Below are 25,583 nucleotides of genomic sequence, written 5' to 3' on the forward strand. Positions count from 1 at the left end.
GCGTGCTACGTCGGTCCGAGCTCGCTAGAACGACAGCGTCCGTTCGGCGTCGTTGTTCCTGGCCAATCTGAATGTCGGATACCGCCTGATGAAAGAGGTGCGGCTCTTTCCGAGACTGCTAGCGTAAGGCGGTACCCGACCCGTATCGGCCAGTCGTGTCGGCCCTGTATCCGACCAAAACTGGATGGGAAGGAGGCACCCAGGAGTAATCAAGGCAGTCGGCGTTCGTCCGTGCCACGCGCGCCCTTAAGCCGTTTGAGAAACCATCGACCGGCAGGGCCGGGCGGTGTGTCTTTCCGATAAACCGCAAACATGGCAATCGGCGGCGTATGCGGTTGAAAGGCCTCGATCCGCAAAGGAACCAGGCTGCCGGCATCCAGATCCGCCTGAACCATCGCCACCGGCATATGACCCCATCCGAATCCGGCACGCAGGAATGCATGCTTGGCGCCCAGATCGGCAAGCCGCCAGATCTGCGGCGAGAAGACGCCGAAGGTCGCGCCTTCGGTTAGCGTCGTGCGGTCGGTGAGCACCAGTTGGACGTGGTCCTTGAGATCGCGTGGCCGGATGATTCCCTTGTGGGATGCCAACGCGTGCGATGGCGCCGTGACCGTGACCATGGGTACATCGAGCAGCTTCTCCGCATCCAGAATTTCCGGAACCGATGGCATCGAGCCGCTGATCCCCAGCCGGCACGCCTGCGCAAGTACGGGTTGCATGACGGCGCCAAGGGCCTCCACGTAAAGCCGCAGCGGCGTGTGAGGAAATTCGTTGCGGAATGCGCCGACGGCATCGGTCAGCGATGCCATCGGATACATGACGTCCACCACGACAGACAACTCGGGTTCGAGTCCGTCGGCAATCGCTCGCGCCTTGGACTTGAAGCCGTCCATGCCGCTTACCACCAGGCGCGCCTGCGCGAGCAGCACCGTCCCTTGCTCCGTCAGCCGAGGATAGCGCCCGCCGCGATCGAATAGCTGCACGCCAATCTGGCCTTCCAGATTGGCCAGCGTATGGCTGACAACCGACTGCGCCCGCCGCAGTTTGCGGCCCGCCGCGGAAAAGCTGCCTTCGTCTGCGGCGGCGATGAAAGTACGGAGCTGGTCCAACGAGACGGCGTCGAGCATATATCTATCCGATAGATGGATCTCATCTAGAAATATAGGCTTCCTGGATACATGTCAAGTCTCTACTCTTCGGTCATCCACTCCTTGAAAAGGATGATCAACATGAACTCGAACCTGAACGCCCACATCAACGCCAACATCAACAGCCGTTCCGCCGTGCCGGCCATCGGCCGCACCCTGATCGCCGCCATTTTCCTCGTCAGCGGCATCGGCAAGCTTCTGGCCCCCGGCGCAACCATGGCCTACATCGGATCGCTGGGCCTGCCCGCGCCCGCGTTGGGCCTCATCGGCGCATTGGTACTGGAACTGGCTGGCGCCGTGCTGCTGGCAGTCGGCTACAAGACGCGCCTGGTTGCGCTGCTGTTGGCGGCATACGCCGTGGTGACCGCGCTGATCTTCCACCACGCGCTGGCTGACCAGAACCAGATGTTCCATTTCCTGAAGAACCTCGCCATGGCCGGCGGCCTGTTGCAGGTCGTGGCGTTCGGCCCCGGAGCCTTCAGCGTTGACAGCCGCCGCGCGCCGGCCCAGCGGGTAGCTGCCTGACAGTTGGCATCCAGAGGAGAAACGCATCATGAGCATCGCAACAGAGCTTTTGCAGCAACACCTCCAGTGGCTGGTGGACGACCACCAGCAATGGCAGGAACTGATCGCCGACGACATCGTGTGGGATCTTCCCTACGCCCCCAGCCTGGGCCATCCGTTGCAACTCGACGGACGCGACGCCGTGCTGCGGCATGTGAACTGGTTCGGGGGCGCGGTCAAGGATTTTCGCTTCTTCGATACTGTGGTAATCGCCACCGATGACTCCCAGCATGCCGTCGCGCGCGTGCGTGCCGAAGGGCTGATTGCCGCGACCGGTCGGACCTACCGGCAAGAGTACGTCGTCTTCCTTACCGCCCGTGACGGCCGAATCGCGCACCTCCGCGAGTATTTCGATCCCGTGCAGGCCGCACTCGCACTCGATGCCCCAATTGTGGGTGTCTCTTCCAGGAGCATCTAATGAAAGCCATACGTGTTGCTGCCTATGGCAGCCCGGACATCATGACGCTGGCCGAGCTGGACGACCCCGTGCCCGGCGATAACGAAGTGCTGATCGATGTCGCCGCTGCGTCGGTGAATCCGATCGACTGGAAAATAGTCAGTGGCGCGATGAAGGCGTTCATACCGCTTCCGTTGCCCTTCACACCCGGCGTCGATGCCGCGGGCACCGTCATCGCGGTGGGGCGCAACGTCACCACGCTGGCGCCGGGCGACGAGGTGATGGGATTTATCGGCATCGTCGGCGCCTTCGCCACGCGCGCTGTGGTCGACGCCGCTCGCCTTGCGCGCAAACCAGCGTCTCTTGGTTTCGTGGAAGCGGCTGCGATTCCCGCTGCGTCGCTTACGGCGTGGCAGGCGCTGCACGAACATGGCGCGTTGCAGGCCGGTCAGACGGTCCTGATTCACGCTGCGGCAGGCGGTGTGGGCAGCGTAGCCGTGCAGCTCGCCAAACTGGCCGGCGCCCGCGTGACTGGCACCGCGTCGGCCGGCAATCGGGACTACGTGCAAAGCCTCGGTGCCACGGAGGTGATCGACTACGCCGCGGAAGATTTTGCGGCGCGCGCGTCGAAATTCGATGTGGTGCTGGACCTGGTGGGCGGCGATACGCAGGCGCGTTCATGGTCCGTGCTGAAGCCGGGCGGAATACTGGTGTCCACCGTCAGCAAGCCCGATCCGGCGCGCGGCCACGATGTGGGCGCCACCGGCAAGAACTTCGCCACCCGCGCCGATGGATCGCTGCTCGCAATGTTGGCCGCACTTTATGCCTCGGGCGAATTGCGCACCCACATTGATTCGGTCTTTTCCCTTCCAAAGGCAAGCCATGCCCTTGCACGGAGCATGAGCGGCCACGTGCGCGGGAAGGTGACACTCGATGTAGCCGCTTAGCGAAGCCTACGTCCCGAAGCGGACCGCCGGCGAGAGCGTGAACGATTCGCGCATGTCGCGCACTTCCTCGACCGGCGTACGGCCAAACAGGCGCTTGAACTCCCGGCTGAACTGGGACGCGCTTTCGTAGCCGACGCGTCCCGCTGCCGCCGCCGCGGTCACGCCGTCCCGGATCATCATGAGGCGTGCCTGATGAAGGCGGGTGGACTTGATGTACTGGATCGGCGATGTCTGTGTCACGGTGCGAAAGTTGGCGTGAAACGCCGGCACGCTCATACCCGCTTCCTCGGCAAGACGCGCGACGTTGAGCGGCGTTGCATATTCGGTGTGAATCCGCTTGAGTGCCCGCGCCACGCGTCCGAAGCGGCCGTGATGCGCCAGGGCGGCACGCATCGCCGCGCCCTGCTCGCCAGTGAGCACGCGATAGCAGATCTCGCGCACGATCGCTGGACCCAGTACCAGCGCATCGAGCGGCACCGTCAATGCTTCCAGCAACCGTATCGTCGCGCCCGCAAGATCGCCGTCCAGCGGTGTGGAGACGATGCCGGCTGGCGGCGCTTCGGGATGCTGCCCGGCCGCACCGATCTGCGTGATCAGGTCGCTCAGTTCGATCAGGTCCAGCCGGATCGATACCGCAAGCATGGGCTCCTCTGGCGAGGCCTGCGTTTCCGTCGAGAACGGTAGCGGGACGGACAGCACGAGGTAATGCTGCGCGTCGTAGACATAGACCTCGTTGCCCAGGAATCCGAGCTTGCGCCCCTGGCAAACAATCACGATGCTCGGCTCGTACAGCACCGGCGTGCGCCCGAGCGGGCGATCCGAACGCATCAGCCGCACGCTGTCGAGTGCCGACTGCGTGTAACCCTCGTTGGGCGCCAGTCTTTCCAGCAGCCGGACCATCCGGATGGAAGCGGGATTGCGGTTGTTCGACACCGCACTCTCCTGTAGTCGCGATAGACGGCATTGTAGTCATCCCCCGCCGCACGCGCCACCCTGATCAATAGGAATAGGCAATAACGGCATCGCTCCGTGTATTCGCCTCCGGGGCCGTCTTCCCTACCATTCATTCACCGGCCGACGAACACGTACCGCTTCATTTCAGGCCGAAACCGGCACGGCATGTTCTGCGGGCAATCAGCGGACAGGCGCGGCCAAATCCGAACCGACAATAGGAGTATGCAAGATGGCAATCCCATCCACCGAATCGAAGGTCATCCTGATTACCGGCGCCAGCAGCGGCATTGGCGAGGGCGCCGCCCGTTTGCTGGCCGCGCAAGGCCATCGGCTTGTGATCGGCGCGCGCCGCACCGACAGGCTCGTCGAGCTGACGGAGTCGCTGCAGGCAGCCGGCGGCATCGTGCGCTATCGCGAACTCGACGTCACTTCGGCCGATGACGTCGCGGCTTTCGCACGCTTTGCGCTCGATGCCTTCGGCCGCATCGACGTGCTCATCAACAATGCGGGCGTGATGCCGCTGTCGCCGCTGAACGCGCTGAAGGTCACCGAGTGGAACCGCATGATCGACGTGAATATCCGTGGCGTCCTGCACGGCATCGCCGCCGTCCTGTCGACCATGGAGCAGCAAGGCCAGGGCCAGATCATCAATATCTCCTCGATCGGCGGCCTGTCCGTGTCGCCGACTGCGGCCGTCTACTGCGCCACCAAGTTTGCCGTGCGCGCCATTTCCGACGGGCTGCGCCAGGAGACCGACAAGATCCGCGTGACGGTGATCTGCCCGGGCGTGGTGGAGTCCGAACTGGCCGATTCGATTTCCGACGACACCGCACGCTCGGCGATGCAGGAGTTCCGCCGCATCGCCATCACGCCCGACGCCATCGCCCGCGCCATCGCCTACGCCGTGGAGCAGCCGGCCGATGTGGACGTCAGCGAAATCGTCGTACGGCCCACCGCCAGCCCGTTCTGAACGCCGGGCACCTGTCACGCAATCCGATCAAGGAAACCATCATGACATCACGCAATCGAGAAACCGGCGCCTTCGCAGGCAAGGTTGCCATCGTTACCGGCGCGGCCAGCGGCATTGGCCTGGCCACTACGCAACTACTGCATGCCGAAGGTGCAAACGTGATCGCCGTGGGACGCAGCGCCAACGTCGAGGCCCTAGCCCGCCCCGGCATCGTTCCCCTTGTCGCCGACGTGGCGCGCGAGGAAAGCGCCGTGCAGGCAGTCGCAACTGCGATCGAGCAATTTGGCAAGCTCGACATCCTCGTCAACAACGCCGCGATCATCATAAACAAGCCCGTCGTCGACATGTCGCTCGACGACTGGAACAGCATCCAGGCCGTCAACGCCACGGGGGCGTTCCTGTTCTCGCGCGAGGCCATGCGCGCGATGGTGCCGGCAAAGACTGGCGCCATTGTCAATGTGGGTTCGTACGCGTGCTATCAGGCATTCCCGACGATCGCGGCCTACGCGGCGTCGAAGGGTGCGCTGGCGCAGTTGACGCGCGCGTTGTCGCTCGAAGCCATCGAGCATGGCATCCGCGTCAATGCGGTGGGCTCCGGTGACGTCATCACCAACATCACCAACCACATCCACGCCGACGGTCAGGCGTTCCTGGCCGAGCATGGCAAGAAGGCGCCGATCCGCCGCGCGGCCCAGCCAAAAGAAATCGCAGAGGTGATTGCCTTCCTGGCATCGGAAAAGGCCAGTTTCATTGTCGGCGCCGTGGTGATGGCCGACGGCGGCATGAGCGTCGCGCTGCCGTGAGGACGTTGCACATCCAATCTACAACCACACAAGGATTTTCATCATGAAAACAGCATTCCGTACCTGGTTCATCACCGGCGCATCGAAAGGCGTCGGCCAGAAAGTCGTCAAGCATCTGCTTGAGCAAGGCCACCGCGTGGCCGCAACGTCGCGCACCGCAGAATCGCTGACCAAGGCGTTCGGCCAGGCATCCGACGACTTCCTTCCGCTCGAAGTGGACCTGACCAATGACCACAGCGTCCAGCAGGCAATCGAGAAGGCCGTGCAGACGTTTGGCGCCATCGACGTGGTCGTGAACAACGCTGGATACGCGCAGCAAGGAACTGTCGAGGCATTGTCCGACGACGAGCTTCGCCAGAATTTCGAAGTCAACTTCTTTGCGCCGATGGTCGTACTGCGCCATGCGCTGCCGCATCTTCGCAGCCAGCGCAACGGGCACATCATCAATATCGGGTCCATCGTAGGCTACCAGGGTGGATATGCCGGCTGGGGCAGCTACGTCGCGAGCAAGTTCGCGCTGGCAGGTCTGACCGAGTCGCTGGCCGCGGAAGTTGCCGAACTTGGTATTCGCGCCACGGTGGTCTATCCCGGTCCAGTCCGCACCGATTTCCTGTCGAGCGGCGCGCTGGCAGTGGCCAAGCGGCAGATCGACGACTACTCGGAGGCCAAGGCTTCGCTCGACTTGCATCTGGGCACGCTGCACGGCCATCAGGCCGGAGACCCTGACAAGCTGGCACTGCTGATCATCCAGGCCGCCAGTGTCGAATCGCCGCCGCTGCATCTGTTTGCCGGCAAGATCGCCAACGAACTTGCGGCAGCCAAGGCGAACGCTGTCGCAAAGGACCTCGACGCGTGGAGGGGCTCTTCCGAAGCCACCGATTTCGCGGATTGATTGAGAGGTGTGCGAATGTCCCGGCCTTGCCGGGACATTTTTGCGACGACGCGGCAATGCAACGCACAAGATAAGACGGGTGCAGGCCGGGTCCCAATACCGTCTCTGGGGCACCCATTAACGGCGGCTTCGCTCTGACAACTATCACCAAGAAGCGACATTCAATCGGGTGCACAGCTATGTCTCAAACTGGCCGGTCTCGGTCGGATGCCCGCCGCGAAACGGTGGCCGTCTCAGACCGACCCTTCTCTGTCATCCCTTGGATTCGAATCGAGAGAGCGAAGTGGGTCTATGAGCGGTCATCCGGCCTTTCTCCTGTGTCTTGCCACTCGCACGGCCTACGCCAACAAGTCATCCCGCTGCCGAACCCGAATTCTTGCGGAAGCTCTTCCCAAGGAATAATCCCTGTTTCCAATACAAACAGGATGCCGTTCAGCCCGTGCGGTATCTACATGAGGACGCCCACCTTTCGGAGAGGCTTCTATTTGCAAGGGCTGCAAGGTTTGCTGCCCACATCGAGTGGGCAGCAATCGTTTGAGGGCTGACTAGGTGAGAAGGACAGCGAGACGACGGGGTTGCTCCTTCATCGCGAGCTTCAGGAGGCCTTCGCAGAAACTGCCTCACCTTTGCCTTTGCTTCCCCGGGTGCTTCCAATCGGAGCGATATGGACGGCCTAGCTATTAGAGGCCGAGATCCGACAAGCCGGGGTGATCATCTGGACGACGACCGAGCGGCCAATGGAACTTCCGTTCTTCTTCCTTGATTGGCAAATCATTGATGCAAGCGTAGCGATTCACCATCAGACCGTCCTCGCCGAACTCCCAGTTCTCATTGCCATAGGACCGGAACCAGTTGCCGGAGTCGTCACGCCACTCGTAGGCGTAGCGCACGGCAATCCTGTTATCCGTGAACGCCCACAGCTCCTTGATGAGACGGTACTCCAACTCCTTCGACCATTTGCGCTCTAGAAACGCTCGGGCTTCGTCGCGGCCGTTTGCGAATTCAGCACGGTTGCGCCATCGCGTATCCAGGCTGTACGCGAGGGACGCTTTGGCAGCGTCGCGGGTGTTCCAGCCATCCTCGGCTAGGCGCACTTTCTCGATGGCGGATTCGCGTGTGAAAGGGGGAAGCGGCGGACGGAGTTCAGTGTTAGTCGACATGAAATCACCTCTGTGGTTGGTGGATGAAGACCCGATACCGGGCCGAAGGGTTGATAAGAGCAGTGCTGCGTGTTTTCAAATGCTTGGTGTGGCGATTAGCCCGTGCACAGGCAGATTCCTAATCCGCTCGCTTACGCCGCGAACGTGATGTAACCGCCCGAGTGCGTCATGATGTGCGCCCAACGCACGGCCGCGTACAGGCCCTCCGCGCACGCAAAGTCACTACCGTCAATTGCGACGACCCACTGGTCTTCATTGAGGCGAAGCACGAGGCGCTGGCTGTCGACCAGATCGCTGTACCAGCGCCATGTGGCCAGGTTCGATTTATCCGCCTGCAGAGCTTGATGAAGGAGGGCGACTTGGGAATGTGAGTAGCGCATGGCAGTCTCCTTGAAGCATCGACCTTTGATATGATGTAGACCGTTCTGTATCTATAATGGTGTAGACAGATCTGTCTGTCAAGAAAATTTCTCATGTCTCCCGGTACCTTTGCAGAGACAGGTCTGTCTGCGATACTAGAGGCATCGAGTGGGTCAAAAAGGGGCTGAAATGTCACAACCTTCCGCACGCGACCGGATATTGGAAACTGCGGCGCGCTTGTTCTATCAGGACGGGTTCCGTGCCACAGGCATCGACAAGATCATTGCCGAGTCAGGCGTTGCGAAAATGTCGCTTTACCGGCATTTCGCCTCCAAGAACGAACTCATTGCGGCGTTCCTGGACCGTCGTCATGACTTCTGGATGCGCTGGTTTGTCGAAGACGTGGAGGCTCGTTTTGCTCAGCGTGCCGAGCTGTCCGTCCTCGCAGAAGCCTTGGGTGAATGGTTCGCGCAGGAAGACTTCCGTGGTTGCGCCTTCATCAATGTGGTAGCCGAAGCCGGATCCACGGGAGACTCTGGGCACCTTCAGCAGGCCGTATCCCATAAGCACTCAATGGAGCGGTACATTTCTGAACTCGCTGGCCGCCTCGGGCTGCAGTCACCTGCTACCGTCGCCGGAGATGCGATGATCTGCGTAGAAGGCATGATTGTGCGCTATCAGATGACGCATGATTCCACGGTGGTTGATTCGGGCAAGCGCGTACTGGCGCGAATCGAAGAGGGCGCCTCAACCAGGCGCAGAGCCAAAGCTGCCTGACACAGACAACTAAGCGAAAGTACTGCGCCCGCGCAGGCTGCTTATTGCCCCGTAGCCTCGTTGAGACGGCCCGCCAGTTGGCGGGCCGTCTGCACATCCGCGTCCCGCAAAACTGTTCAGGGGGCCACAGTCGGTACACTCTTTTGCGGCTTGGGATTGCACAGCCAATCTTCCTAGATCGACCGATTGCAGCGAGGAGCCGACGTCTGAACGTCCGCCGAGGGCATGATCGAATGTCGCCTGATGGCCGACTTCGGCTAGTTGAGGGGAGGGCGCCGATAGGCAATGGACGCGTCCGGCGACACGAGGCATATCACCTGCGGGGTTGGATGGTCGCCACCGCGAGACCCGCTCCGGCGAACGCGCACACAGCGGACACCAGCGCAACGGCGCGCAGCGCGTCGGTGATAGAGGGTTGGCCGGGATTCGAAAATATCTGAAGCTTAAGATATTTGCGAATCCCGGCCAACCCCCTTCATCTTCAACGAGGAAGGCAATGACCACCGACATGACCACGAGCAGGAGCGCCGCCATGAAGGCCGCCTTGCTCGACTACGTGGCCGCTTTCAATGCGGCGGACGCGGGGCGCGTGGTAGCGCTGTTTGCCGACGACGCGACCGTGGAGGATCCCGTGGGCAGCCCCGTCGTCGCCGGGCGAGAGGCCATCCTCGCTTTCTACCGGCACGCGACCTCGCTCGGCGCGCGGCTGGACGTGGTGGCGGCGCCCCGGGGTTCGCACGGCAACGCCGCAGCCTTGAGCTTCGCGGTGTATGCGCAAATGCAGGGGCACTCGGGCGGCTGTATGGCGAATAGGCGGCTGTTCCCCTGGCGTTTCCCCGATTTCCCCTGTCATCGCAAATCCAGTCCCTCGGTTCACGGCACGCGGGTCTACGGGATCGACCCTAGTCTGCTTGGACGAGGAAACGCTTTGCTCCAGTGGCTACAGTGAAGTCCATGAGGCCGTGCCGGCGCCAGCGTAGCGCCACAAGAGCACGACAGCGGGAAATAAAGGGATACGAGCACAGAGGAGACCGTCGTGAAGGCTCGATATCGCATCACATGTCTGTTGGGCGCCGGCGCGGTGCTGGCGCTGGGTTTTCGCCGGCCTGATGACGGCCTGGCCTCCCGCCAGGGAGGACGGCGCTAGAGAACGTGCTTCAGCCCCCGCGGCAGCCGAGACGGATATCCGGGCGGCGGTGGACGCCGCGCTGACCTATTGCGACGACGCCTGCCTGCAAAGCCGGGGCATCGCCGCCGTGACGGTGCTGGGCAATCGCCCGCCGCCCTGATGCCCTCTGATGGCATGCGGTTCGCGGCTTGGGTAGCACTAAAAAAGCCACGGTGATTCCACACAGGAGGAAACATGAACCTGCAAGCTTTGCTAGACGAGCGCGAAATCTTGCATCGTCTCGGCCTGTTCGCACGCATCCTCGACCGCCGCGAATGGCAGAGGATCGGCGAAGTGTTCGCGGACGATCTGACGTTCGACTACGGCGACGGCGGTGAGAGAGCGGGCGGGGCTGCGTTGCTGGAGAATTTCAGGAAATTCCTGGGCCCCTGCGGTCCGTCCCAGCACTTGCTGGGCAGCATACAGACGGAGGTCGAGGGCGATATGGCGCTCAGCCGCAGCTATGTCCAGGCTCGCCACCAGGGTGCAGGCGAAAAATCGCATTTGTTCCTGGATACCAATGGCGAATATACCGATCGCTGGGAGCGCCGGCCCGAAGGCTGGCGCATTGTACGGCGCGATGCGCGGTGGGACCTGTTCAGCGGCGATTTCTCGGTGTTGTCCTAGTCTAGTAGGCCTGCGACCAAGATACAGCTTTGTACTAAACGGGGTAATCGTACTTTTCGTGCATGTATGGACCCGACGCCTTTTGCAAGCTTCTTGTTCGTGATGTCGAAACGGTCTGCATGCATGTATCCGGCTTGCCCAATGGGCGCTTGCCGAAGCACGCCCGCAGCCTCGATGAGATCCGCGCATCCCGTCCTTAGCAAATTCACGGCTCGCCGAACACGGCAGCCGGCACGAAAAACAGGCTTTAGGATGCTGGTTCAACCAATTTCGTCATCGCTTTGAGAAGCTTCGCAAACCTGCGTGGGTATTCCCTCCCTGCAAGCGGTTTTGGGCTATGCTGCCGCGCTTCGCTTCATATAGGTCATAGGTCGAGTCGCTGCTGAGCAGCGCCTGGATGATGCGGGCGTTTTTGTTGGCCAGAGCGACTGCCGCACAGTTGTGGCCGCGTCGCGCAATCAGCTGCTGCAGCCAGACGCTCTGCGGATCAACTTTTCTCGTTGCGTAGCGGAGGACCGCCCGGGCCCCGTGGATGAGCAGGGTCCGCAAGTATGTGTCGCCGCGCCGGCTGATGCCGTGCAGACGAGGCATGCCGCCCGAGGAGTACTGACGTGGCACCAGGCCGAGCCAGGCCGCCAAATGTCGGCCGTTCCTGAATTGCTTGGCATCGCCGACGGCGGCGACCATAGCCGTGGCGGTGATCGGGCCGATGCCAGGCACTTCCGCGATCTTCTTGCACAGCGCGGATCGCTTCATGAACGATTGGATCGATGTTTCGATCAGGTGGACTCGCTCCTCGATCGCATGCAGGTGCTGCAGCAGTTCAGTCAGCAGCGTCTGGCAGAACGACGCCAGTTCGTCGGCGCTCTTGCTAAGCAGTTCCGGGATTGCACGCTTGAACCCCTCTGGGGAGCGCGAAATCGTCAGTCCGCGCTCGCCGAGCAGGCCGCGCATCTGGTTGATCATGGCGGTACGGTGGCGTAGCAGGATCGCACGCATGCGGTGCGCAGCCTGAATGTCCTGTTGCTCAACCGATTTGACGGTAACGAAACGCATGGCGGGCCGGCTGGCGGCTTCGACGATCGCCTCGGCGTCGTTGCGGTCATTTTTGTTGGTCTTGACGAAGGGCGACACATACTGTGGGCTGATCAGCCGAACCTCAATGCCGAGCGACTGGAAGCGCCGTGCCCAGTGGTGCGTGTACTGCAGGCTTCCATAACAACCATCGCTGGCTTCAGTGTACGCACCGCCACCAGGAGCAAGCCACGCGAGACCTTTGCTCGATGCACAGGCCGTCCGCGGCGGTCGGCGCCATGGAGCTGGAACACATGTTTGGCGAGATCGATGCCGAGGATGTCGATTTCCATGATGAACCTCCACGTGTCAGGTTGAGGCCGATAGTGTCCCCCGAAGGGAGGCGTCGGGTCCATCTCAGTCGGAGATCTGCGTAAATTCGTGTTGCGCAGACCTTCCTTAACTCTGCGTTTTGAGGCCGCAGCCAAAGGTACTTCGGTCGTTCCTTGGGTAGCGGTGAAGGACCGTTCCTGGCCGAGAGCGGAAGTCCGGGTCCGCAGACCAGGCCGGTCACTTCTCGGCCCCGCTCGGGGGCGTCCCTTGAGGTGCCGGCGGCGGGGAGTAGGATTTGTAGTTGGTAGTTGGTAGTTGGTAGTTGGTAGTTGGTAGTTGGTAGTTGGTAGTTGGTAGTTGGTAGTTGGTAGTTGGTAGTTGGTAGGTGGCGTCACGGGTGGCGCCATTGACATTCTGACCGACCTCATTCTTTCTTTCTGACTTCGCATTCTTTCGGGCGCAGCCCGTGTCCGAGCGCGAGCATTTATGTCAATCAGGCCGATGCTTTCTTGTTCCGGATGTGGCAACGGGCATGACATGCTCCGAGTCCTGGGCTCGTGCATCTGGCTCAATCCTAAGCCCCATACCGTCAGGGCTCGTGGGTTTTGTTACCGAGCAGATATTTTTCAATGCGGGAATCAGGAGCGAACCATACGCCAGCCATTAAGGTCAGTATAAAAAACGAAGCTACGCTGCTGAAAAAACTGGCCAGGATCGCTAATGCGTAGATTGGGATGGAGAGCTTCCCTTTGAGGTCGTTTCCGATGGCCTGTCTAAGTGCGGAATGTTCGCCGTCGTAGTTTATGATGAGTTTGGTGAGCAGCGCGTAAGAGACGGCGCACATGAATAGGACAAATGCATACATTGCCGTCGGCGCTTCCGCGAAGCCAGATTTTCCAGTCCAGGTGGTGGTGAATGGAATCATGCTTAGCCAAAATAGCAAGTGGAGGTTCGCCCACATAATTTTGCCGTTGATGCCACGGGCAACTTGAAATAGGTGATGATGATTGTTCCAGTATATTCCGACGTAAACAAAGCTTAGTACATAACCGAAGAAATTATAGGCATTATTCAGGATATCTTTAAGTGAGAATCCTTCTGGAACCTGTAATTGAAACAGCATGAGTGTCAAGCTTACGGAAATGACCCCATCGCTAAATGATTCAAGCCTGTTCTTGCTGATGCTCATGCTGTCATTCACTCATCTAAATTGGTTGCGAAATGCCACGCGCGCCATATATGCGATGGGTAGAATAAATGGGAAGACACTCCAAAATCCGATCGTCACATAGAGGGATGCACCCAGGAAAGCACCGATCACAAAACCGACAACAACACTTGCGCTTTTGAGAAGATCTTGGAAATTGGCGCGTGTCCTGGCACGCAAGTAGTTTGACAGATCGATACCCAGTTGTGTGGTGTTCCCGGTCATCATAGTGCTGGGACTGATGTACTTGATCAGTGTCTTGCTGGCAGTATTTCGGACGGCAAGCGCGACAAGGCCAAGGCCTCCGGTCAAAGCAAGGCCCGCGCCATCCGGATTCTCGAACGGTTCGAGATACAGGCCGGCGGCCATGAAACCCAGCAAGAAGACTGCTTCGGCAACAAACAGCCAACCTAAGGTCTGGTGGGTCTGGTGGGTTTGCTGGTTGCGGTCAATCAGCATCTTGCTGATGATGACCGTGACAATAAAGAGTGGTATGGCGCCAAGCTTAATCCATAAGCCGGCCCCGCCTTTGACGAATGCCGCTCCCGCGAGCACCAGGTTTCCGGTGACGTGCGCAGTGAAGAAGCCCAGCAGCGCAATAAAGCCGATCGTGTCGATGGCGCCGCCCACAATAGTAAGAAGGATTGGCGCTTTGCATATTTCCCAGAGGCTGAGATTTTCGCTTGTTTCTGTATTGTTTGATGCGTTGACGTTTGCGCTCATGGTTGAGATCCATCCGGTAAATGGGAGCAGCGGCCCCTTGCACTCGCCCAACTCTGGGCGTTCGGCCGATCCGGCAATGCTGAAGGGTGGCAAACGCTCGCCGGTAGCATTGTCGTCGCTTGCTTGTCTTGCAGGGGCATGCCCGCGGGGGAGGGTTTCCCCCGCGGGGGGGCGATCATGCGATCAGCGTCTTGGCGACGATCGCTGCCGCCGCTACGCTAGAGGCGCTGATGGCCAGCCAGCTTCCCAGCAGGAGGGCGCCGTTGGCCACGCTTCGACCTGGAATCATCTTGTGCGCTCCGAGGGATGACTGGCGGCGGACATGCATCAGCGGTCGATGACCGGCGCGTGCACGGGAGCCAGCGATTCGTGCGTGGTTGCCGTGCGTTGCGCGGCCTTGTGGACCATCGTATAGGCATAGTCGACCCCCATGCCATAGGCGCCCGAGTGTTCCTTGGCCACGGCCATCACCTCGTCGTACGTTTCGCGGTTCTTCCAGTCGCGTTGCCATTCCAGCATGACCTGTTGCCAGGTCACGGGCACCACGCCTGCCTGGACCATGCGCTGCATGGCGTAGTCATGCGCTTCCTTGGTCGTGCCGCCCGAGGCGTCGGCCACCATATAGATCTCGTAGTTGCCTTCGAGCATCGCGCACAGCGCGAAGGTGGTGTTGCAGACCTCGGTCCACAGGCCGGCCACGACGACCTTCTTGCGGCCATTGGCGGCCAGTGCGTCGCGCACCTTCTGGTCGTCCCAGGAGTTCATCGAAGTGCGCTCCAGGGTTTGCTTGCCGGGGAAGACGTCGAGCAGTTCCGGATAGGTATAGCCGGAGAACGAATCGCTTTCGACGGTGGTGATCGTGGTCGGCACGTCGAAGACCTTCGCGGCCTTGGCCAGGCCCACGACGTTGTTCTTCATGGTCTGGCGGTCCATCGACTGCACGCCGAAGGCCATCTGCGGCTGGTGGTCGATGATGATGAGCTGGCTGTTGCGGGGGGTCAGGACTTCAAGCTTGGCGTTCGACATGGTGTTCTCCGGTGGAAATCGATTCAATTATTTTGAGGTTCTGTCTGGCTGCGCTGTTTCGCTCTGTTGCGGTGTCGCGCCGTCCATGTGCAGAACTATAGCGAAGGCAAGTGCACAAACAGCCAATCTGGATTGTCAATGTTATTCAAAAAATTTGATATCTGTGGGGATTGTACGAGGCCGCGGGGATCAAGGCGCGAACCAGTCAATCGCAAGTGAAAGGAGCGGCCACGGCCCGAAATCATGAGCGCAGCAATAGGGGGCGCGGTGCATTTCCAGCGGCGGGTCTGACGCAAGGCCGTCGTTTGCCCTTTTCTACGAATTGGGGCTCTTGATGATCCCGTCCCTGGCTCAGCAGTCGACAAGAGTCGAATCCCAATCTGGCCGCTTCGGCCAATTGTGGGGAGAGTGGCGATCGTCGCCTGCCGATAATTCCTATCTTTTCGGTACGTGCACGCCCATCTGCGTCAGCCTCGCTTGCAGATCGAGTCCGCTCGGCCCGCGCACGCGAACATCAAGCACCAGGCAGCATGGCGGATCCGGGAACGTGAAGGCCTGGATCGCCGGCTCGATTCGACCATCCCACGATGCCGCCGAGCCGATCGACCATACCAAAGGTTGATTGGTATATCAGACGCTTTGTGAAGATACTCAAGGACAACCAGTTCATCCCACATTTCACATCGTCGTGTAGAAGAGACAGAAACCATGACACACGGTACCGCACAGATTGGATCGACGCCCTATCGCACGGACATCGTCGTAAGCGGCCATGCAATCACGGCCGATGAACCCCCCGCTCTCGGCGGGCAAGGGGCTGGACCGGCCCCCTACGATCTATTGCTTGCAAGCCTTGGAGCGTGCACCGCCATCACGCTCAAAATGTATGCCGAACGCAAAGGTTGGGCCCTTGAGTCGCTCGATGTTTCCCTGCGGCTTGTCGGGACGGACGAGCGGCGAATCGTGCGGACGCTTGTGATCAAGGGCTTGGAGGACAGTCAGAAAGCGCGTCTGGCGGAAATTGCCGAGCGCACGCCCGTTACGAAGACGTTGAAATCCGGGTTGCCGATCGAAACTCGCCTCGCGTGACGCTGCTCTGGTTCACGCAAACCACCTCCAAACTTCCCGAAGCTGACGGCACTTGGCGATGAATCCACCGGACTCCGCTCTCGCGAGGAGGACGCTCATATGATCCAGTAGCACGCAGACGGTGCCGGAGAGCGCAGGCACCAGATCTACCCCGTCCTGACACCGATCCCGGTTGAGGCGCGTGGGGTCTAGCAGGTGCGCTGACGAAGCGCGTCGTGACCGGTATCATGAATTCAATTTTTGTCCGAGTGGACCTGACGTTCGCGTGTCCGCTAGAGCGTTCGAGCGAATGGCTGGAAGTGGCTGCGGATCTCGGTCGGATTCCCTCCGCAAACTGCGACCGTCTCTGACCGACCCGGAGCAGACGCTCAGATCGCGCAGCGGACACCCAAGGGGCAGCGGTGGCCGCAGGAGGATATGCCGGCAACCGTACTCCGGCAACAGGCTAGGCGAGACGAATCTGGGGTTACGCGGCGGCGCCCCAAAACGAAGTAGCGAAATCGCTCTAGTACCACTGCACAGAGGTTATGACGGTTTGTCAGAGGTCGGTACTGGGTAGGCTTTGGCCAATTTCTCCCGTGCCGTTTCGGTAGAGAACATCCAGTTGATGCGAGCGCCGCTGGCGTTTCGCAGTTGCTCCCAAGCCGCGACCTCGGTGATCAGCCGATCGCGGCAGTCGATGCGGCGATCCAGGCACTGGCTTCGCAGCACGCCGATTTCGATCTCGACCATGTTGAGCCAGCTGGCGTGCTTGGGGGTGTAGTGGAATTCGATCCGCTGCAGGATGCGGCGTGCCTCTGCTGGTGGCAGGGCTTGGTAGAGGGCAGCCGGCGTGTGGGTCGACAGATTGTCCAGCACGACCCGGATGCGCGGTGCCTGGGGGTAGTGGATATCGACCAGGTCGCGCATGCACTGGGCGAAGTCATCTGCCGTTCTCCGTTCGGTGACTTTCACCTTGCGCCAGCTACGGTGCGCATCGAGGAAGACGAACAGATTAGCGGTGCCGTTGCGCTTGTATTCGCAGTCGTAGCGCAAAGGCTTACCCGGCTCGGCCGGAATCGGTTGGCGTACCTCGCCGATGAGCTGGGTCGGGCTTTCATCGAAGCACACCACCGGGTGTTGCGGGTCCGGGGTTTCGGCATACAGGTCGAGCACGTCTTCCATGCGTGCAACGTACTCCGCGTCGATCTTGGGAATGCACCACATGTTCTTGCGCCAGGGCTTCAGATCGTTCTCGGCCAGGCGCCGGCGTACCGTCTCGCGCGATAGCTCTTCGTGCTCGGTCAGTTTGACGAGCGTGTCGGCGAGCAATTCCAGCGTCCAGCGCGCACGTCCCGGTGGCGGGTTGGTGCAGGCGGTGGCAATCAGCAGGGCCTCTTCCTTGCCGCTGAGCTTGCGCTGCGCCCCGGGTCGAGCCTGTTCGTTCAGCGCCGCTTCCAGACCCGTCTCCACGAAGCGGCGCTTGGTGCGGTACACCGTGGATTCGCCAACCGCCACGGTGGCTGCGATGCTCGCGTCATCCTGGCCAGCGTGCGCTGCAAGCAGGATTTGCGCTCGCTTGAGCTTGCGTGCCGCATGCTTGCCGCCGCTTAGCATGGCAGCGAGCGCCTCACGCTCGGATTGGTCGAGCTCGACTCGATAGCGTAGATTCATTCGGATGGCCTCCTTCTGGGGGGCCTCCTTCGACTGCGGGGGTTCCGAATGAATCAGAAATCGCTTCCATTGTCTGGCGAGCGCTCAGCCTGCCCGAGCTTCACCGACAAGCAAGGTCAGTATCTCGCCTTCATATGGGCCTACAGCTTGATAAACGGCCGCTCTCCGGCCGAGCGCGACATGCAGCGCTTCTTCGCCGTCACGGCTCCTTCCGTCCATCAGATGGTGCTCAACCTCGAACGCAATGGGTTGATCCGCCGCCAAGCAGGCATCGCTCGCACCATCGAACTGCTCGTTGACCACAACTGCTTGCCTGTCCTACAACCCAGCCAAACTGTCATAACCTCTGTGCAGCGGTACTAGTAGGCGCGGTTCCGTGAAGGCTGTCGACTGTGGGATGGCGAACAGATACGTGCTCGTCGGTCGGGGACGCTAGGAGAGTCAGAAGCGTGCCGTCATTGAGGAGTTATTCGGAATGGGTACCGTCATGGTTTCCGATTTGGGTGAGCGCATTACGAAGCTATCTCTATTGGTAGTGGGCGGTATTTCCGGGCTCATTGTTGCAGCGGCTCTATCGCCAACAGGGCCTTACTTCTGGGGAAACTTCCGCTTCTACTGGTTGCCTCATGCCGCCATTCTAGGGCTGATGTGTTGGTATCGTGCGCCGGCAGCACTGACTGGTGGAGTTGGTCTGGGGCTTGCGCTATATTTGGCAGCGTTTGGCTGGTGGGTATTTTCCCGCGAACATCCGGACAGTATGAGTTGGCTTGGCTATCTATTTTCCCTTCCGGGAGGCGCCATTGGGGCAGTCATTGCAATGTGTTGGACCTTCCTTCACCCGAAACAGAATTTGGAGACGTTTCTAATCGGATTAGGACTTGTTTCACTTGGCATTATTCTGAATCAGTCCCTACTTTGTGCGACAGTAATGTACTGCCGGCAGAGTTGAATCAGGGACTGCCAAGGCAACATCTCCGTCCGCTTCGCATCAACTCTTCGCGTTGCGGGATCACCATGCCGCGTCTTGCCTTGCCGGGGTCCGTGCTCACAGTCGGCATGGTTTCTCAATAGCGGTAACTGTTACCAGCAGCAGCCTAATCGAAGCACAATAGTGCGGTCGGGCGGCATACGGGCACAGGAACCGTCGGTCGTCTGGTCTGCTGCGGCCGTGATATAACGGCGCGTTGTCGCGCCGTGGTGATCAGCGCTTCACGCCCTACTTGCCGCTGCGCTTGCCGCCGATGCCGACCTTGCCGCGCCCGACCTTGCGATGCGGCACACAGGGGCGCAGCCTCTTCCTGGAGCTAGCCGTCAACGTGACGTGCTCCGCAGGGTAGCGGGTCGTCCTATGCAGCGCGGCCTGGTAGGCGGGATGACCTGGATCTATGCGCCTGAGAGCTGACATGATTGGCACCTCCTCAGAGGATTTTAGTCCGAAAAGGCACGGCGATTATGCCGCCTTCCTGAACACGCCATGTGCTCGTTCTGGTGGATGCCGGCAATGGCGAACGGTTGCCGCCGGCAAGCCCGATGCGCCAGCGTACGGCCCTACCGGATTCGTAGTTTGGCTCGTAGAAGCCGATAGCCGGTAACGGGAAGGCCCATGGACGCGCACACCACAAGGTACGCCGTATGGACATGCAGGACTGAAGGTACACCTCCCCCAACAGGCCGTTGCTGGCCGGAAACCGCCACCACCGGTTAGTGGCCCAGTCGATTGGGCCGTAAGCGGTCGACTAGCTGGATGCCTGGCGCCTCAGGCCGGCAATGCCCTCATGGTTGATGCAGGGATTGACACAGCAATTCCGCAATTCCCACCGTGCGGCGCTTTGGTGAGCGGTTCGGCAGCCTGCTGATTCGAACCAATTCGGCTGGCGAGAACACCTGGCCGTTCTGGTGCGATATGCTTCCAGGGCAGCGCTCAGGCAGTCTAGCGCCGCTTGGCTGCTAGATTGGAGCAGACGTTTCCGTAGAAGGAAGCCGATGGAGTATCAGTTGCCCGCGTCCGCATCAATTCATCAGCCCAGCCCGATTGGGCGCCTACCCATGGCGGACTCATAACATAGAGAAGCATGCCATCCTCGCAAAAAATTACCGTCGCTCTGCTTGTGGTAGCCTTTGCAAGCTCGGCGGGTGCCGCACCCGATGAAGACAGGCTAGGTAGAGCCAAAGGGTATCCGCTCGGAACACTTGGGAATTTCTTCTACGAGGAGTCGGTTAGGGTGGGCTCTTTCTCCGCGCAGGGTGACATTCCGGGCATCAAGATGAATGTGCTTGCCCCAAGCGTCGCGCCCATGGTTCTGTCGCACAGCGACAGCGAACCGTCCATCCGCTGGGACGTGGATCATCTCAAACGGCTGACGGTTGACGACTATCTGGCTCGCCAACGAATCATGGGCCTGTTGATTATCAAGGATGGCGTGATTCAGGTGGAGCGGTACCAGTATGAGCGTAAACCGTCGCAGCGGTTTCTATCCAATTCGATGACCAAGTCGATTACCTCCCTGGCAGTGGGCTTTGCGCTCCAGGAAGGAAAGATCGCCTCACTGGATGATCCTGCCGAACGCTACGCCCCAAAGCTGACCGGCACGCTATACGGCGGCACCACGATCCGCAACCTGTTGCGCATGTCGTCGGGGGTGCGCTTCACCGAGAACTACGACGGCCACGACGATCTGGCGCGCTTTGGCCGGGCAGCGCAACGCGAGGGTGTGGAGGCAGCCGCAAAGCTCATCACCGAGCGGGAGGCGCCTCAAGGCACGCGATTCTCTTATTCGAGCGCCGAGACCGATATTCTCGCAACAGTCGTGCATCGCGCCACTGGCATGACGCTCAGCGAATACCTGACGCCGCGCCTGTGGCAGCCCATCGGGGCGGAAAACTCGGCGCTTTGGCGGGCCGATGGTACAGGGATGGAGCGGGCGGCAGGGAACTTCAACGCAACACTGCGGGACTATGGGCGCTTAGGCATTGTCTTGGCGAGCAACGGTGTTCGCCCAGACGATCCGCAACAGAAGCAGATTGTGCCGAGGGAATATTTGCTGGATAGCACGGATTGGCGCCGAATCCCGCAGGCATTCCAGCCCGGCAAGGCGACTCCCTATTATGGCTATGGTTACCAGTTCTGGATCTTTCCCGGCGAGAAACGGCGCTTTGCCCTCCTCGGTGTGTACGGTCAGATGATGCTCATCGATCCCGAATTGAAGCTGGTCATGGTACAGGCGGCGGTGAACGCGACTGCCAAGGCGGGGCAGACAACACTCGCCAAAGATGCGGACGCGTTTTGGCGGGGTGTCGTCCGCCACTACGGTAGCTGGTAAAGCGCGAACTCAATGCGATGAGTCGTTTGCAGTGAGCAATCGGCTCTTCCCGACCCTATGTGCAGATCGAAGCTATGCGGAGATCTGCACCCTCTGCTCTATGCAGAGGTTTGCATAGCGACCCAATGCCGTCCTTCGCGTCTGCCCGAATTGCCGGGCTCGCGAAAGGCTCTGCTTGCAGGAACCGGCGCATCACCGGATCGGATTCGAGGCCGATGGCGCTCCGATAGGCCCGGGCGCGCCCATGCGGCCCGCGGAGAGAAGCAGCGCCTCCGCCTCGTCAGCGGCGTCACAGTGCGCCGGGTCCTGCATTAGTCGCGCCGCTTGTAGGTGTTGGGTAGCACTGTACAGGTTCGTGGCACTGCCGGATGCCTTCCAACACTCCACGCCGCGTTGCGTTTCGCCACGCCGCGGTCATACCGACCGTCCCGCCCGGAAACCCGGCGTTTGCGCGGCCACCTCGACAGTCCCCTGGCCATTCTCCGCAACCGGCACGCTCCATGCGTCTGTTCAATCGAGCACTGCAACATGCTCGATTGAAACCACACTCGTTACACAGCTAGGAGAAGCCATGAGCACAATGACGATCAAGGACTTGCTGCCGCTCGACATCGAGCAGCAAGCCAAGCCAACCAGGACGATTCGTTCACTCTCGAGCGAGGAGTTGCGCCGGATATCGGGCGGGCGTTCCGCGGTGGGGATGTTGAACGGAGACGAAAACAACCTTGTCACCTTCGATATAGACAAATGGAATTTTGACCAATTCGCGCGTGGGGCATTGTAGGCGCGAAAGCCGAGAGAACCGCCCCCGCGCTGTCGCTCGCATTCAGCCCGGGGGTGGTTGAAGTGCCAATGGCAACTGATTATCTCTTTGATGCCGGGTCAATAGCTACCGCCCAACGTATGGGCGTGTCAGGGATATTCTATGGTTGAAAGGTAACGTTGACGGGCTGCTTCTGGCCGGCTACCGCCGCTGCGATGCTCCGTCGTTGGCCTAGCAATGGGCTTCAGGACACCGGGAAAGATGAATCCGGGGTCGGCGTTAGCGGAAGGCGGCGATAGGGCTCGATATGGGGTTTTATCGGCAAGGTTGGCGCGCCGCCGAGCACAGTGGCTCCCCGCCGCTGCGGCGTTGGCGGACACGGGAATTTGCACGGACGGGAAGTCACCAACAAACGGGGGCTCCTGTCCTGTAGTCAGGCGTTTGCGACACCACTTTTATTCCGCCCTTTCGTGTTACGGAGTGTCCCTTTTCTGCGGGCCGCTCGCTAGCCCGGCACGGCAATGCACCAGGCACATCGGGTGCCTTTCAGTCCACTTGCCCGCACGGAAGTCGGCCAATTTGATAACTATTATCAAGAGGGGTACACTCACGGCACCCGTCTGAAAAGGAGCGAACCATGATCAGTGCCGACCTTGGTCAACAACTCGAGCGCTACGTGACCGAACTGGTCGCCTCGGGCCGCTATGGCTCCAAGAGCGAAGTGCTGCGCGAAGGCGTGCGCCTGATCCAGGACCGCGAAGCGCAGCTGATGGCGCTGGACGCGGCGCTCGCGCAAAGCCTGGCCGAGGCAGACGCGGGCCGCGGCACCGACGCGGCCACCGTGTTCGACCGCCTCGAGGCCAAGTACCGCGCCGCGGCAGGCGGCACACCCGGGCGCGGCGCATGATCGTCGTTCGCCTGACGCCGCTGGCCGAGGCCGAACTCGAAGCTATCGCCGACTACATTGCCCGCGACAACCCGCGCCGCGCGCTCTCCTTCGTACAGGATTTGCGCGACCGGTGCCTGTCGCTCGCCGACATGCCGCTCGCCTTCCCGCTGGTGCCCCGCTACGAGGACCGCGGCATCCGGCACCGCGTACACGGCAATTACCAGATCTTCTACCGCGTGGTGGGCGATCCGCCCGCGCGCATCGACGTGCTGCACGTGCTGCACAGCGCCCGCAACTATGCCGCGCTGTTGTTCAACTGAGGCCGGCCGGCCGACGCCGTCCCCGCCATGCCATGGTCAACCACGCCCAGCGCCGGAACGCTTCCTGCGCGATGCGCAACGTCTAGGTCCGCGGCGCGCCAGTTCCCACTCCGGTAGCCATGGCGGGCATTACGCCGGCGGAAATGGCTCGTCGCACAAGGGCGGGGAGTATCGGAACGCCAGCTCTGGCGATCGGTATGGCAAGCACAATGGGGGCAAGTGAAAAACTTGCGATGCCATCGGTTTAGCGGACAAGTATTTGGCGGACCGTCGCGATGCAGGCTTTACAAAGCTTCGCGGCGCTCAATGCGCAAAAAAGATGCCAGGATCTTTGGCTGTTCCAATAGACATGGTGGGCTCCGGACTGGAGAAGGCTGGCAGTTCGATCTGACGCAGGACCAGCGCATCGATGGTCGCATTGATGATGTCAACCGGCTGGTCCATCGTTTCGGCGGCGTCGCGTGCCGCGCGGACAGTTATCTCATTGGCATCGGTACCGATGTAGGTCTGGATGCCGAGGAACTCTCGCACGGCCGTGTAGTGCCGGAACAAGGTCGGCGACACCTTACGGTCGTAGCCGAACCTGGTACCTGGGCTGAGCCCGGCGCTGATGCGCACCAGTTCAGTCACGCTTGCGGGAAGCGTGTCGAGGTTTGGGAAGTGGTGTAGCTGCTGGAAGACCTTGAGGAGAACCAGCAGACCAAGCCGTGATTCTTGCCCGCGTGTGGATCGGGTAGCCCAGTCCAGTTCTTCCGTGCTTGGTGAGTAGCAAGCCCGCAGTTCCTTGATGGAGAAGACCTTCGGGAAACGCGGGTAGGCGGTACGCTCGATGGTGGCCATACAGGATCTCGGCAATCGCTGAAGGGCCAGCCAGTCTGTTCGGTAACAATCCCGCGTTATATCTTGAGGTAATGATTATTGATTTCTATATAACCTGATGGCTTATGATAGCGGTTTGGGCGTACCTTGATTGTAGGGGCCTTGTTCTTCCGCTACGGCGTCACGCCGACCGCCAACAAGCTCTACAGCCTGGTGCGCAAGGGCAGCATGGGCACGCCCGCCGAGGTGCTGCAGGGGTTCTGGCAGGAACTGCTCGGGCGCACGCGCGTCACCATCGACCATCCCGAGCTGCCCGACGCGCTCAAGCAGGTGGCCGCCGAGGCGGTGCGGACGCTCGCCAGTGGCGGCCTCGTTGGCCGCCTGCCAGATCGACCCGCGCCGCATCGCGCTCGGCCTCGGCGGCGCTGGCCGCATGGCGCGCCTCCGCGCGCAGCGTGGCCAGCGAGACAGCGGCCGCGCGCGAGGAGGCGCAGGCGCTCTACGCCGAGCTGGCCGAGGCGCGCCAGGCACACGATGCCGTGCAGGCGGAACTGGCCGCCGAGCGGCAGGCCCACGCCGCGACGCAGGCGCGACTGGAAGCGGGGCGGGGGGAACTGGAGACCGCGGCCCGGCAGTTGGCGGAGCTGCGCACCCAATTCTCGACGGAGCTCGAGCGCGCGCGCGAGCAGGTGACCCTTGCCCAGGAACGGGCCGAGGCCAGCGAGCGGCGCGCACTGCGCGAACTCGACCAGGAGCGCACCGCGCGCCAGAAGAGCAGAAGAGCGAACGGGCCGCCTAAGTCGATGGCAACGAAGGCAAGTGAAAATGAGCGGGCGGACGCGATCCGCTGGATCTAGACCCAGATGGACGACTATGGGCTGACGATGGAAGAGTTGGAGGCGGCGGGGTGCTTTGATCCGCCGCTACCCCCGCCCCCTCCGCCGCCGGTCTGCTACCGCAACGCCCAGGGAATGAGCTGGGACGGGCAGGGCGAGATGCCCGCCTGGCTGCGGCGGGCGGTCTATGCGGGGCAGTCGGTGGAGTTTTTCCGGATCGGATAGCTTCGACAGCGGATTAGCTTGGGGCGATCGTCTTGTGAAAGTGGACTCACACCATTCCGCGAGGCCGCGCGGGGGGTGGCCAGCCGGCAGGAGCAGCCAGTATCCCCGTAGTACCGCGCTCAGTGGCATGGCTGCTCCGGGTGCCCCGGTAGTAAAACGGTCAGCTCGGGTGGCGCTCAGCGCGTGCACATTCCATACTAGAAGCGGTCGTCCCCGCCGGATTGCAGCGATGCTCGTGGGACGTCTCCGCCTTCCGAAAGGAGGTATCCCATGTGCTTCCGGATTCATTATCTGGATCGCCCTCGTGAGAATGCGGTCCAGCAGCGGCATAGCCCGACGATCTTGTCGCTTCGCTCTCGCCTCGACGAGCGCCGGGCGGCGTTGATGGCTTGGCTGCGTCCGTTTCCAAAACCAACCAGCCCGGTGACGGCCACATCCTTGGAGCAGGCTGAGCCGGCTGCGCAGCAGGTCCCTCGGCCCATTGACCAGGCTTGCACCGTCGCCAGCACCGCCAGCGAGCGGGAGGCCGAGGCGGCGTAGCCGCCATTACTTCTACATGAGCCCTCCTAAGACCACGGGCGAGGCCAGCGCAAGACCGC

General features: G+C 61.1%; 26 protein-coding genes and 4 pseudogenes. 18 read left to right on the top strand and 12 right to left on the bottom strand.

The annotated features are described in order from the left end of the window. Positions 1–209 precede the first annotated feature (209 nt). Complete coding sequence (locus tag K307_RS34720; RefSeq protein ID WP_035828097.1) at positions 210–1,127, bottom strand: LysR family transcriptional regulator; 918 nt, start codon at positions 1,125–1,127, stop codon at positions 210–212. A gap of 93 nt (positions 1,128–1,220) precedes the next feature. Here K307_RS34720 and K307_RS34725 point away from each other — a divergent pair, with 93 nt between their 5' ends. Genes K307_RS34725 through K307_RS34735 form a run of 3 tightly spaced genes read left to right on the top strand, consistent with a single transcriptional unit; the run spans position 1,221 to position 3,056 of the window. After that, a complete protein-coding gene (locus K307_RS34725) occupies positions 1,221–1,673 on the top strand; it encodes a DoxX family protein (RefSeq protein WP_080745320.1) in 453 nt (150 codons plus the stop codon). Positions 1,674–1,701: 28 nt separating this feature from the next. Next, the gene (locus K307_RS34730; protein ID WP_042885575.1) at positions 1,702–2,130 is read left to right on the top strand and encodes a nuclear transport factor 2 family protein; all 429 of its coding nucleotides are present in this window, start codon (positions 1,702–1,704) and stop codon (positions 2,128–2,130) included. Beyond that, complete coding sequence (locus K307_RS34735; protein WP_042885577.1) at positions 2,130–3,056, top strand: NADP-dependent oxidoreductase; 927 nt, start codon at positions 2,130–2,132, stop codon at positions 3,054–3,056. The genes K307_RS34730 and K307_RS34735 overlap by 1 nt, the downstream gene beginning before the upstream one ends. Positions 3,057–3,062: 6 nt before the next feature. Here K307_RS34735 and K307_RS34740 read toward each other — a convergent pair whose 3' ends face one another. Then, entirely contained in the window at positions 3,063–3,956 is an 894-nt protein-coding gene (locus K307_RS34740) for an AraC family transcriptional regulator (RefSeq protein WP_155301404.1), read from the bottom strand. A 283-nt stretch (positions 3,957–4,239) separates the two neighbouring features. Between K307_RS34740 and K307_RS34745 the strand changes: the two genes are divergently transcribed. From K307_RS34745 to K307_RS34755, 3 genes are read left to right on the top strand one after another with little or no spacing between them, the layout of a single operon-like run. After that, positions 4,240–4,980 (top strand): SDR family oxidoreductase, encoded by a 741-nt coding sequence (locus K307_RS34745; RefSeq protein WP_155301321.1) that lies wholly within the window; start codon positions 4,240–4,242, stop codon positions 4,978–4,980. Positions 4,981–5,021: 41 nt separating this feature from the next. Next, positions 5,022–5,783, top strand: coding sequence for an SDR family NAD(P)-dependent oxidoreductase (locus K307_RS34750; protein WP_042885579.1), 762 nt, complete (start codon positions 5,022–5,024; stop codon positions 5,781–5,783). A 43-nt stretch (positions 5,784–5,826) separates the two neighbouring features. Continuing rightward, a complete protein-coding gene (locus K307_RS34755) occupies positions 5,827–6,675 on the top strand; it encodes an SDR family oxidoreductase (RefSeq protein WP_042885580.1) in 849 nt (282 codons plus the stop codon). Between the two features lie 313 nt (positions 6,676–6,988). Here the strand turns inward: K307_RS34755 and K307_RS48160 are convergent. The 3 genes and pseudogenes from K307_RS48160 to K307_RS34765 form a co-directional block, all read right to left on the bottom strand. Further along, positions 6,989–7,166 (bottom strand): annotated as a pseudogene (locus K307_RS48160) (transposase); the annotation flags it as partial. Between the two features lie 189 nt (positions 7,167–7,355). Beyond that, positions 7,356–7,835, bottom strand: coding sequence for a DUF1348 family protein (locus K307_RS34760; protein WP_042885582.1), 480 nt, complete (start codon positions 7,833–7,835; stop codon positions 7,356–7,358). A gap of 131 nt (positions 7,836–7,966) precedes the next feature. Beyond that, complete coding sequence (locus K307_RS34765; RefSeq protein ID WP_042885583.1) at positions 7,967–8,215, bottom strand: hypothetical protein; 249 nt, start codon at positions 8,213–8,215, stop codon at positions 7,967–7,969. A gap of 169 nt (positions 8,216–8,384) precedes the next feature. On the opposite strand from K307_RS34765, the gene K307_RS34770 reads away from it, so the two are divergent. The 3 genes from K307_RS34770 to K307_RS34780 all read left to right on the top strand — a co-directional run bounded on the left by K307_RS34770 (position 8,385) and on the right by K307_RS34780 (position 10,767). Continuing rightward, the gene (locus tag K307_RS34770) at positions 8,385–8,972 is read left to right on the top strand and encodes a TetR/AcrR family transcriptional regulator (RefSeq protein ID WP_042885584.1); all 588 of its coding nucleotides are present in this window, start codon (positions 8,385–8,387) and stop codon (positions 8,970–8,972) included. Positions 8,973–9,468: 496 nt separating this feature from the next. Then, on the top strand, positions 9,469–9,921 hold the full coding sequence (locus K307_RS46820) for a nuclear transport factor 2 family protein (protein ID WP_080745321.1): 453 nt from the start codon (positions 9,469–9,471) through the stop codon (positions 9,919–9,921). Positions 9,922–10,335: 414 nt separating this feature from the next. Beyond that, complete coding sequence (locus tag K307_RS34780) at positions 10,336–10,767, top strand: nuclear transport factor 2 family protein (protein WP_042885585.1); 432 nt, start codon at positions 10,336–10,338, stop codon at positions 10,765–10,767. 273 nt (positions 10,768–11,040) lie between these two features. On the opposite strand, the pseudogene K307_RS34785 reads toward K307_RS34780, so the two are convergent. The 4 genes and pseudogenes from K307_RS34785 to K307_RS34805 all read right to left on the bottom strand — a co-directional run bounded on the left by K307_RS34785 (position 11,041) and on the right by K307_RS34805 (position 15,070). Further along, positions 11,041–12,134 (bottom strand): annotated as a pseudogene (locus K307_RS34785) (IS110 family transposase). 569 nt (positions 12,135–12,703) lie between these two features. Next, positions 12,704–13,303, bottom strand: coding sequence for a TMEM175 family protein (locus K307_RS34790; RefSeq protein ID WP_042885586.1), 600 nt, complete (start codon positions 13,301–13,303; stop codon positions 12,704–12,706). A gap of 12 nt (positions 13,304–13,315) precedes the next feature. Then, on the bottom strand, positions 13,316–14,044 hold the full coding sequence (locus K307_RS34795; protein WP_042885587.1) for a YoaK family protein: 729 nt from the start codon (positions 14,042–14,044) through the stop codon (positions 13,316–13,318). A gap of 327 nt (positions 14,045–14,371) precedes the next feature. Continuing rightward, on the bottom strand, positions 14,372–15,070 hold the full coding sequence (locus tag K307_RS34805; protein ID WP_042885589.1) for a hydrolase: 699 nt from the start codon (positions 15,068–15,070) through the stop codon (positions 14,372–14,374). A 708-nt stretch (positions 15,071–15,778) separates the two neighbouring features. Here K307_RS34805 and K307_RS34810 point away from each other — a divergent pair. Beyond that, the gene (locus K307_RS34810; RefSeq protein WP_042885590.1) at positions 15,779–16,159 is read left to right on the top strand and encodes an OsmC family protein; all 381 of its coding nucleotides are present in this window, start codon (positions 15,779–15,781) and stop codon (positions 16,157–16,159) included. A gap of 525 nt (positions 16,160–16,684) precedes the next feature. Here the strand turns inward: K307_RS34810 and K307_RS34815 are convergent. Continuing rightward, positions 16,685–17,812: an IS630 family transposase gene (locus tag K307_RS34815; protein WP_042882497.1), complete on the bottom strand. Its 1,128-nt coding sequence runs from the start codon at positions 17,810–17,812 to the stop codon at positions 16,685–16,687. A gap of 48 nt (positions 17,813–17,860) precedes the next feature. Here K307_RS34815 and K307_RS34820 point away from each other — a divergent pair, with 48 nt between their 5' ends. Together K307_RS34820 and K307_RS48170 are read left to right on the top strand one after the other, a co-directional pair. Next, complete coding sequence (locus tag K307_RS34820; RefSeq protein WP_022540044.1) at positions 17,861–18,175, top strand: LexA family protein; 315 nt, start codon at positions 17,861–17,863, stop codon at positions 18,173–18,175. Between the two features lie 112 nt (positions 18,176–18,287). Beyond that, entirely contained in the window at positions 18,288–18,761 is a 474-nt protein-coding gene (locus K307_RS48170; RefSeq protein ID WP_155301322.1) for a hypothetical protein, read from the top strand. Between the two features lie 267 nt (positions 18,762–19,028). Here K307_RS48170 and K307_RS46830 read toward each other — a convergent pair whose 3' ends face one another. Continuing rightward, the gene (locus K307_RS46830; protein ID WP_080745323.1) at positions 19,029–19,217 is read right to left on the bottom strand and encodes a hypothetical protein; all 189 of its coding nucleotides are present in this window, start codon (positions 19,215–19,217) and stop codon (positions 19,029–19,031) included. A 667-nt stretch (positions 19,218–19,884) separates the two neighbouring features. Here K307_RS46830 and K307_RS34825 point away from each other — a divergent pair. The 4 genes from K307_RS34825 to K307_RS34840 all read left to right on the top strand — a co-directional run bounded on the left by K307_RS34825 (position 19,885) and on the right by K307_RS34840 (position 23,104). After that, a complete protein-coding gene (locus tag K307_RS34825) occupies positions 19,885–21,132 on the top strand; it encodes a serine hydrolase domain-containing protein (RefSeq protein WP_063771724.1) in 1,248 nt (415 codons plus the stop codon). Positions 21,133–21,703: 571 nt separating this feature from the next. Next, the gene (locus K307_RS34830; protein ID WP_042885591.1) at positions 21,704–21,916 is read left to right on the top strand and encodes a hypothetical protein; all 213 of its coding nucleotides are present in this window, start codon (positions 21,704–21,706) and stop codon (positions 21,914–21,916) included. Between the two features lie 616 nt (positions 21,917–22,532). Further along, positions 22,533–22,802: a type II toxin-antitoxin system ParD family antitoxin gene (locus K307_RS34835; RefSeq protein WP_042885592.1), complete on the top strand. Its 270-nt coding sequence runs from the start codon at positions 22,533–22,535 to the stop codon at positions 22,800–22,802. Continuing rightward, on the top strand, positions 22,799–23,104 hold the full coding sequence (locus tag K307_RS34840) for a type II toxin-antitoxin system RelE/ParE family toxin (RefSeq protein ID WP_080745324.1): 306 nt from the start codon (positions 22,799–22,801) through the stop codon (positions 23,102–23,104). The genes K307_RS34835 and K307_RS34840 overlap by 4 nt, the downstream gene beginning before the upstream one ends. Positions 23,105–23,467: 363 nt before the next feature. Here the strand turns inward: K307_RS34840 and K307_RS34845 are convergent. Beyond that, positions 23,468–23,944: pseudogene (locus K307_RS34845) on the bottom strand (DUF4158 domain-containing protein); the annotation flags it as partial. Positions 23,945–24,073: 129 nt separating this feature from the next. Here K307_RS34845 and K307_RS34850 point away from each other — a divergent pair. Together K307_RS34850 and K307_RS34855 are read left to right on the top strand one after the other, a co-directional pair. Beyond that, positions 24,074–24,705 (top strand): annotated as a pseudogene (locus K307_RS34850) (DNA-binding protein); the annotation flags it as partial. Between the two features lie 81 nt (positions 24,706–24,786). Then, positions 24,787–24,984: an H-NS family nucleoid-associated regulatory protein gene (locus tag K307_RS34855; RefSeq protein WP_230626262.1), complete on the top strand. Its 198-nt coding sequence runs from the start codon at positions 24,787–24,789 to the stop codon at positions 24,982–24,984. The last annotated feature ends 599 nt before the right edge of the window (positions 24,985–25,583 follow it).

The sequence above is a fragment of the Cupriavidus necator A5-1 genome (assembly GCF_000744095.1).
GTDB classification, from domain to species: Bacteria; Pseudomonadota; Gammaproteobacteria; order Burkholderiales; family Burkholderiaceae; genus Cupriavidus; species Cupriavidus necator_A.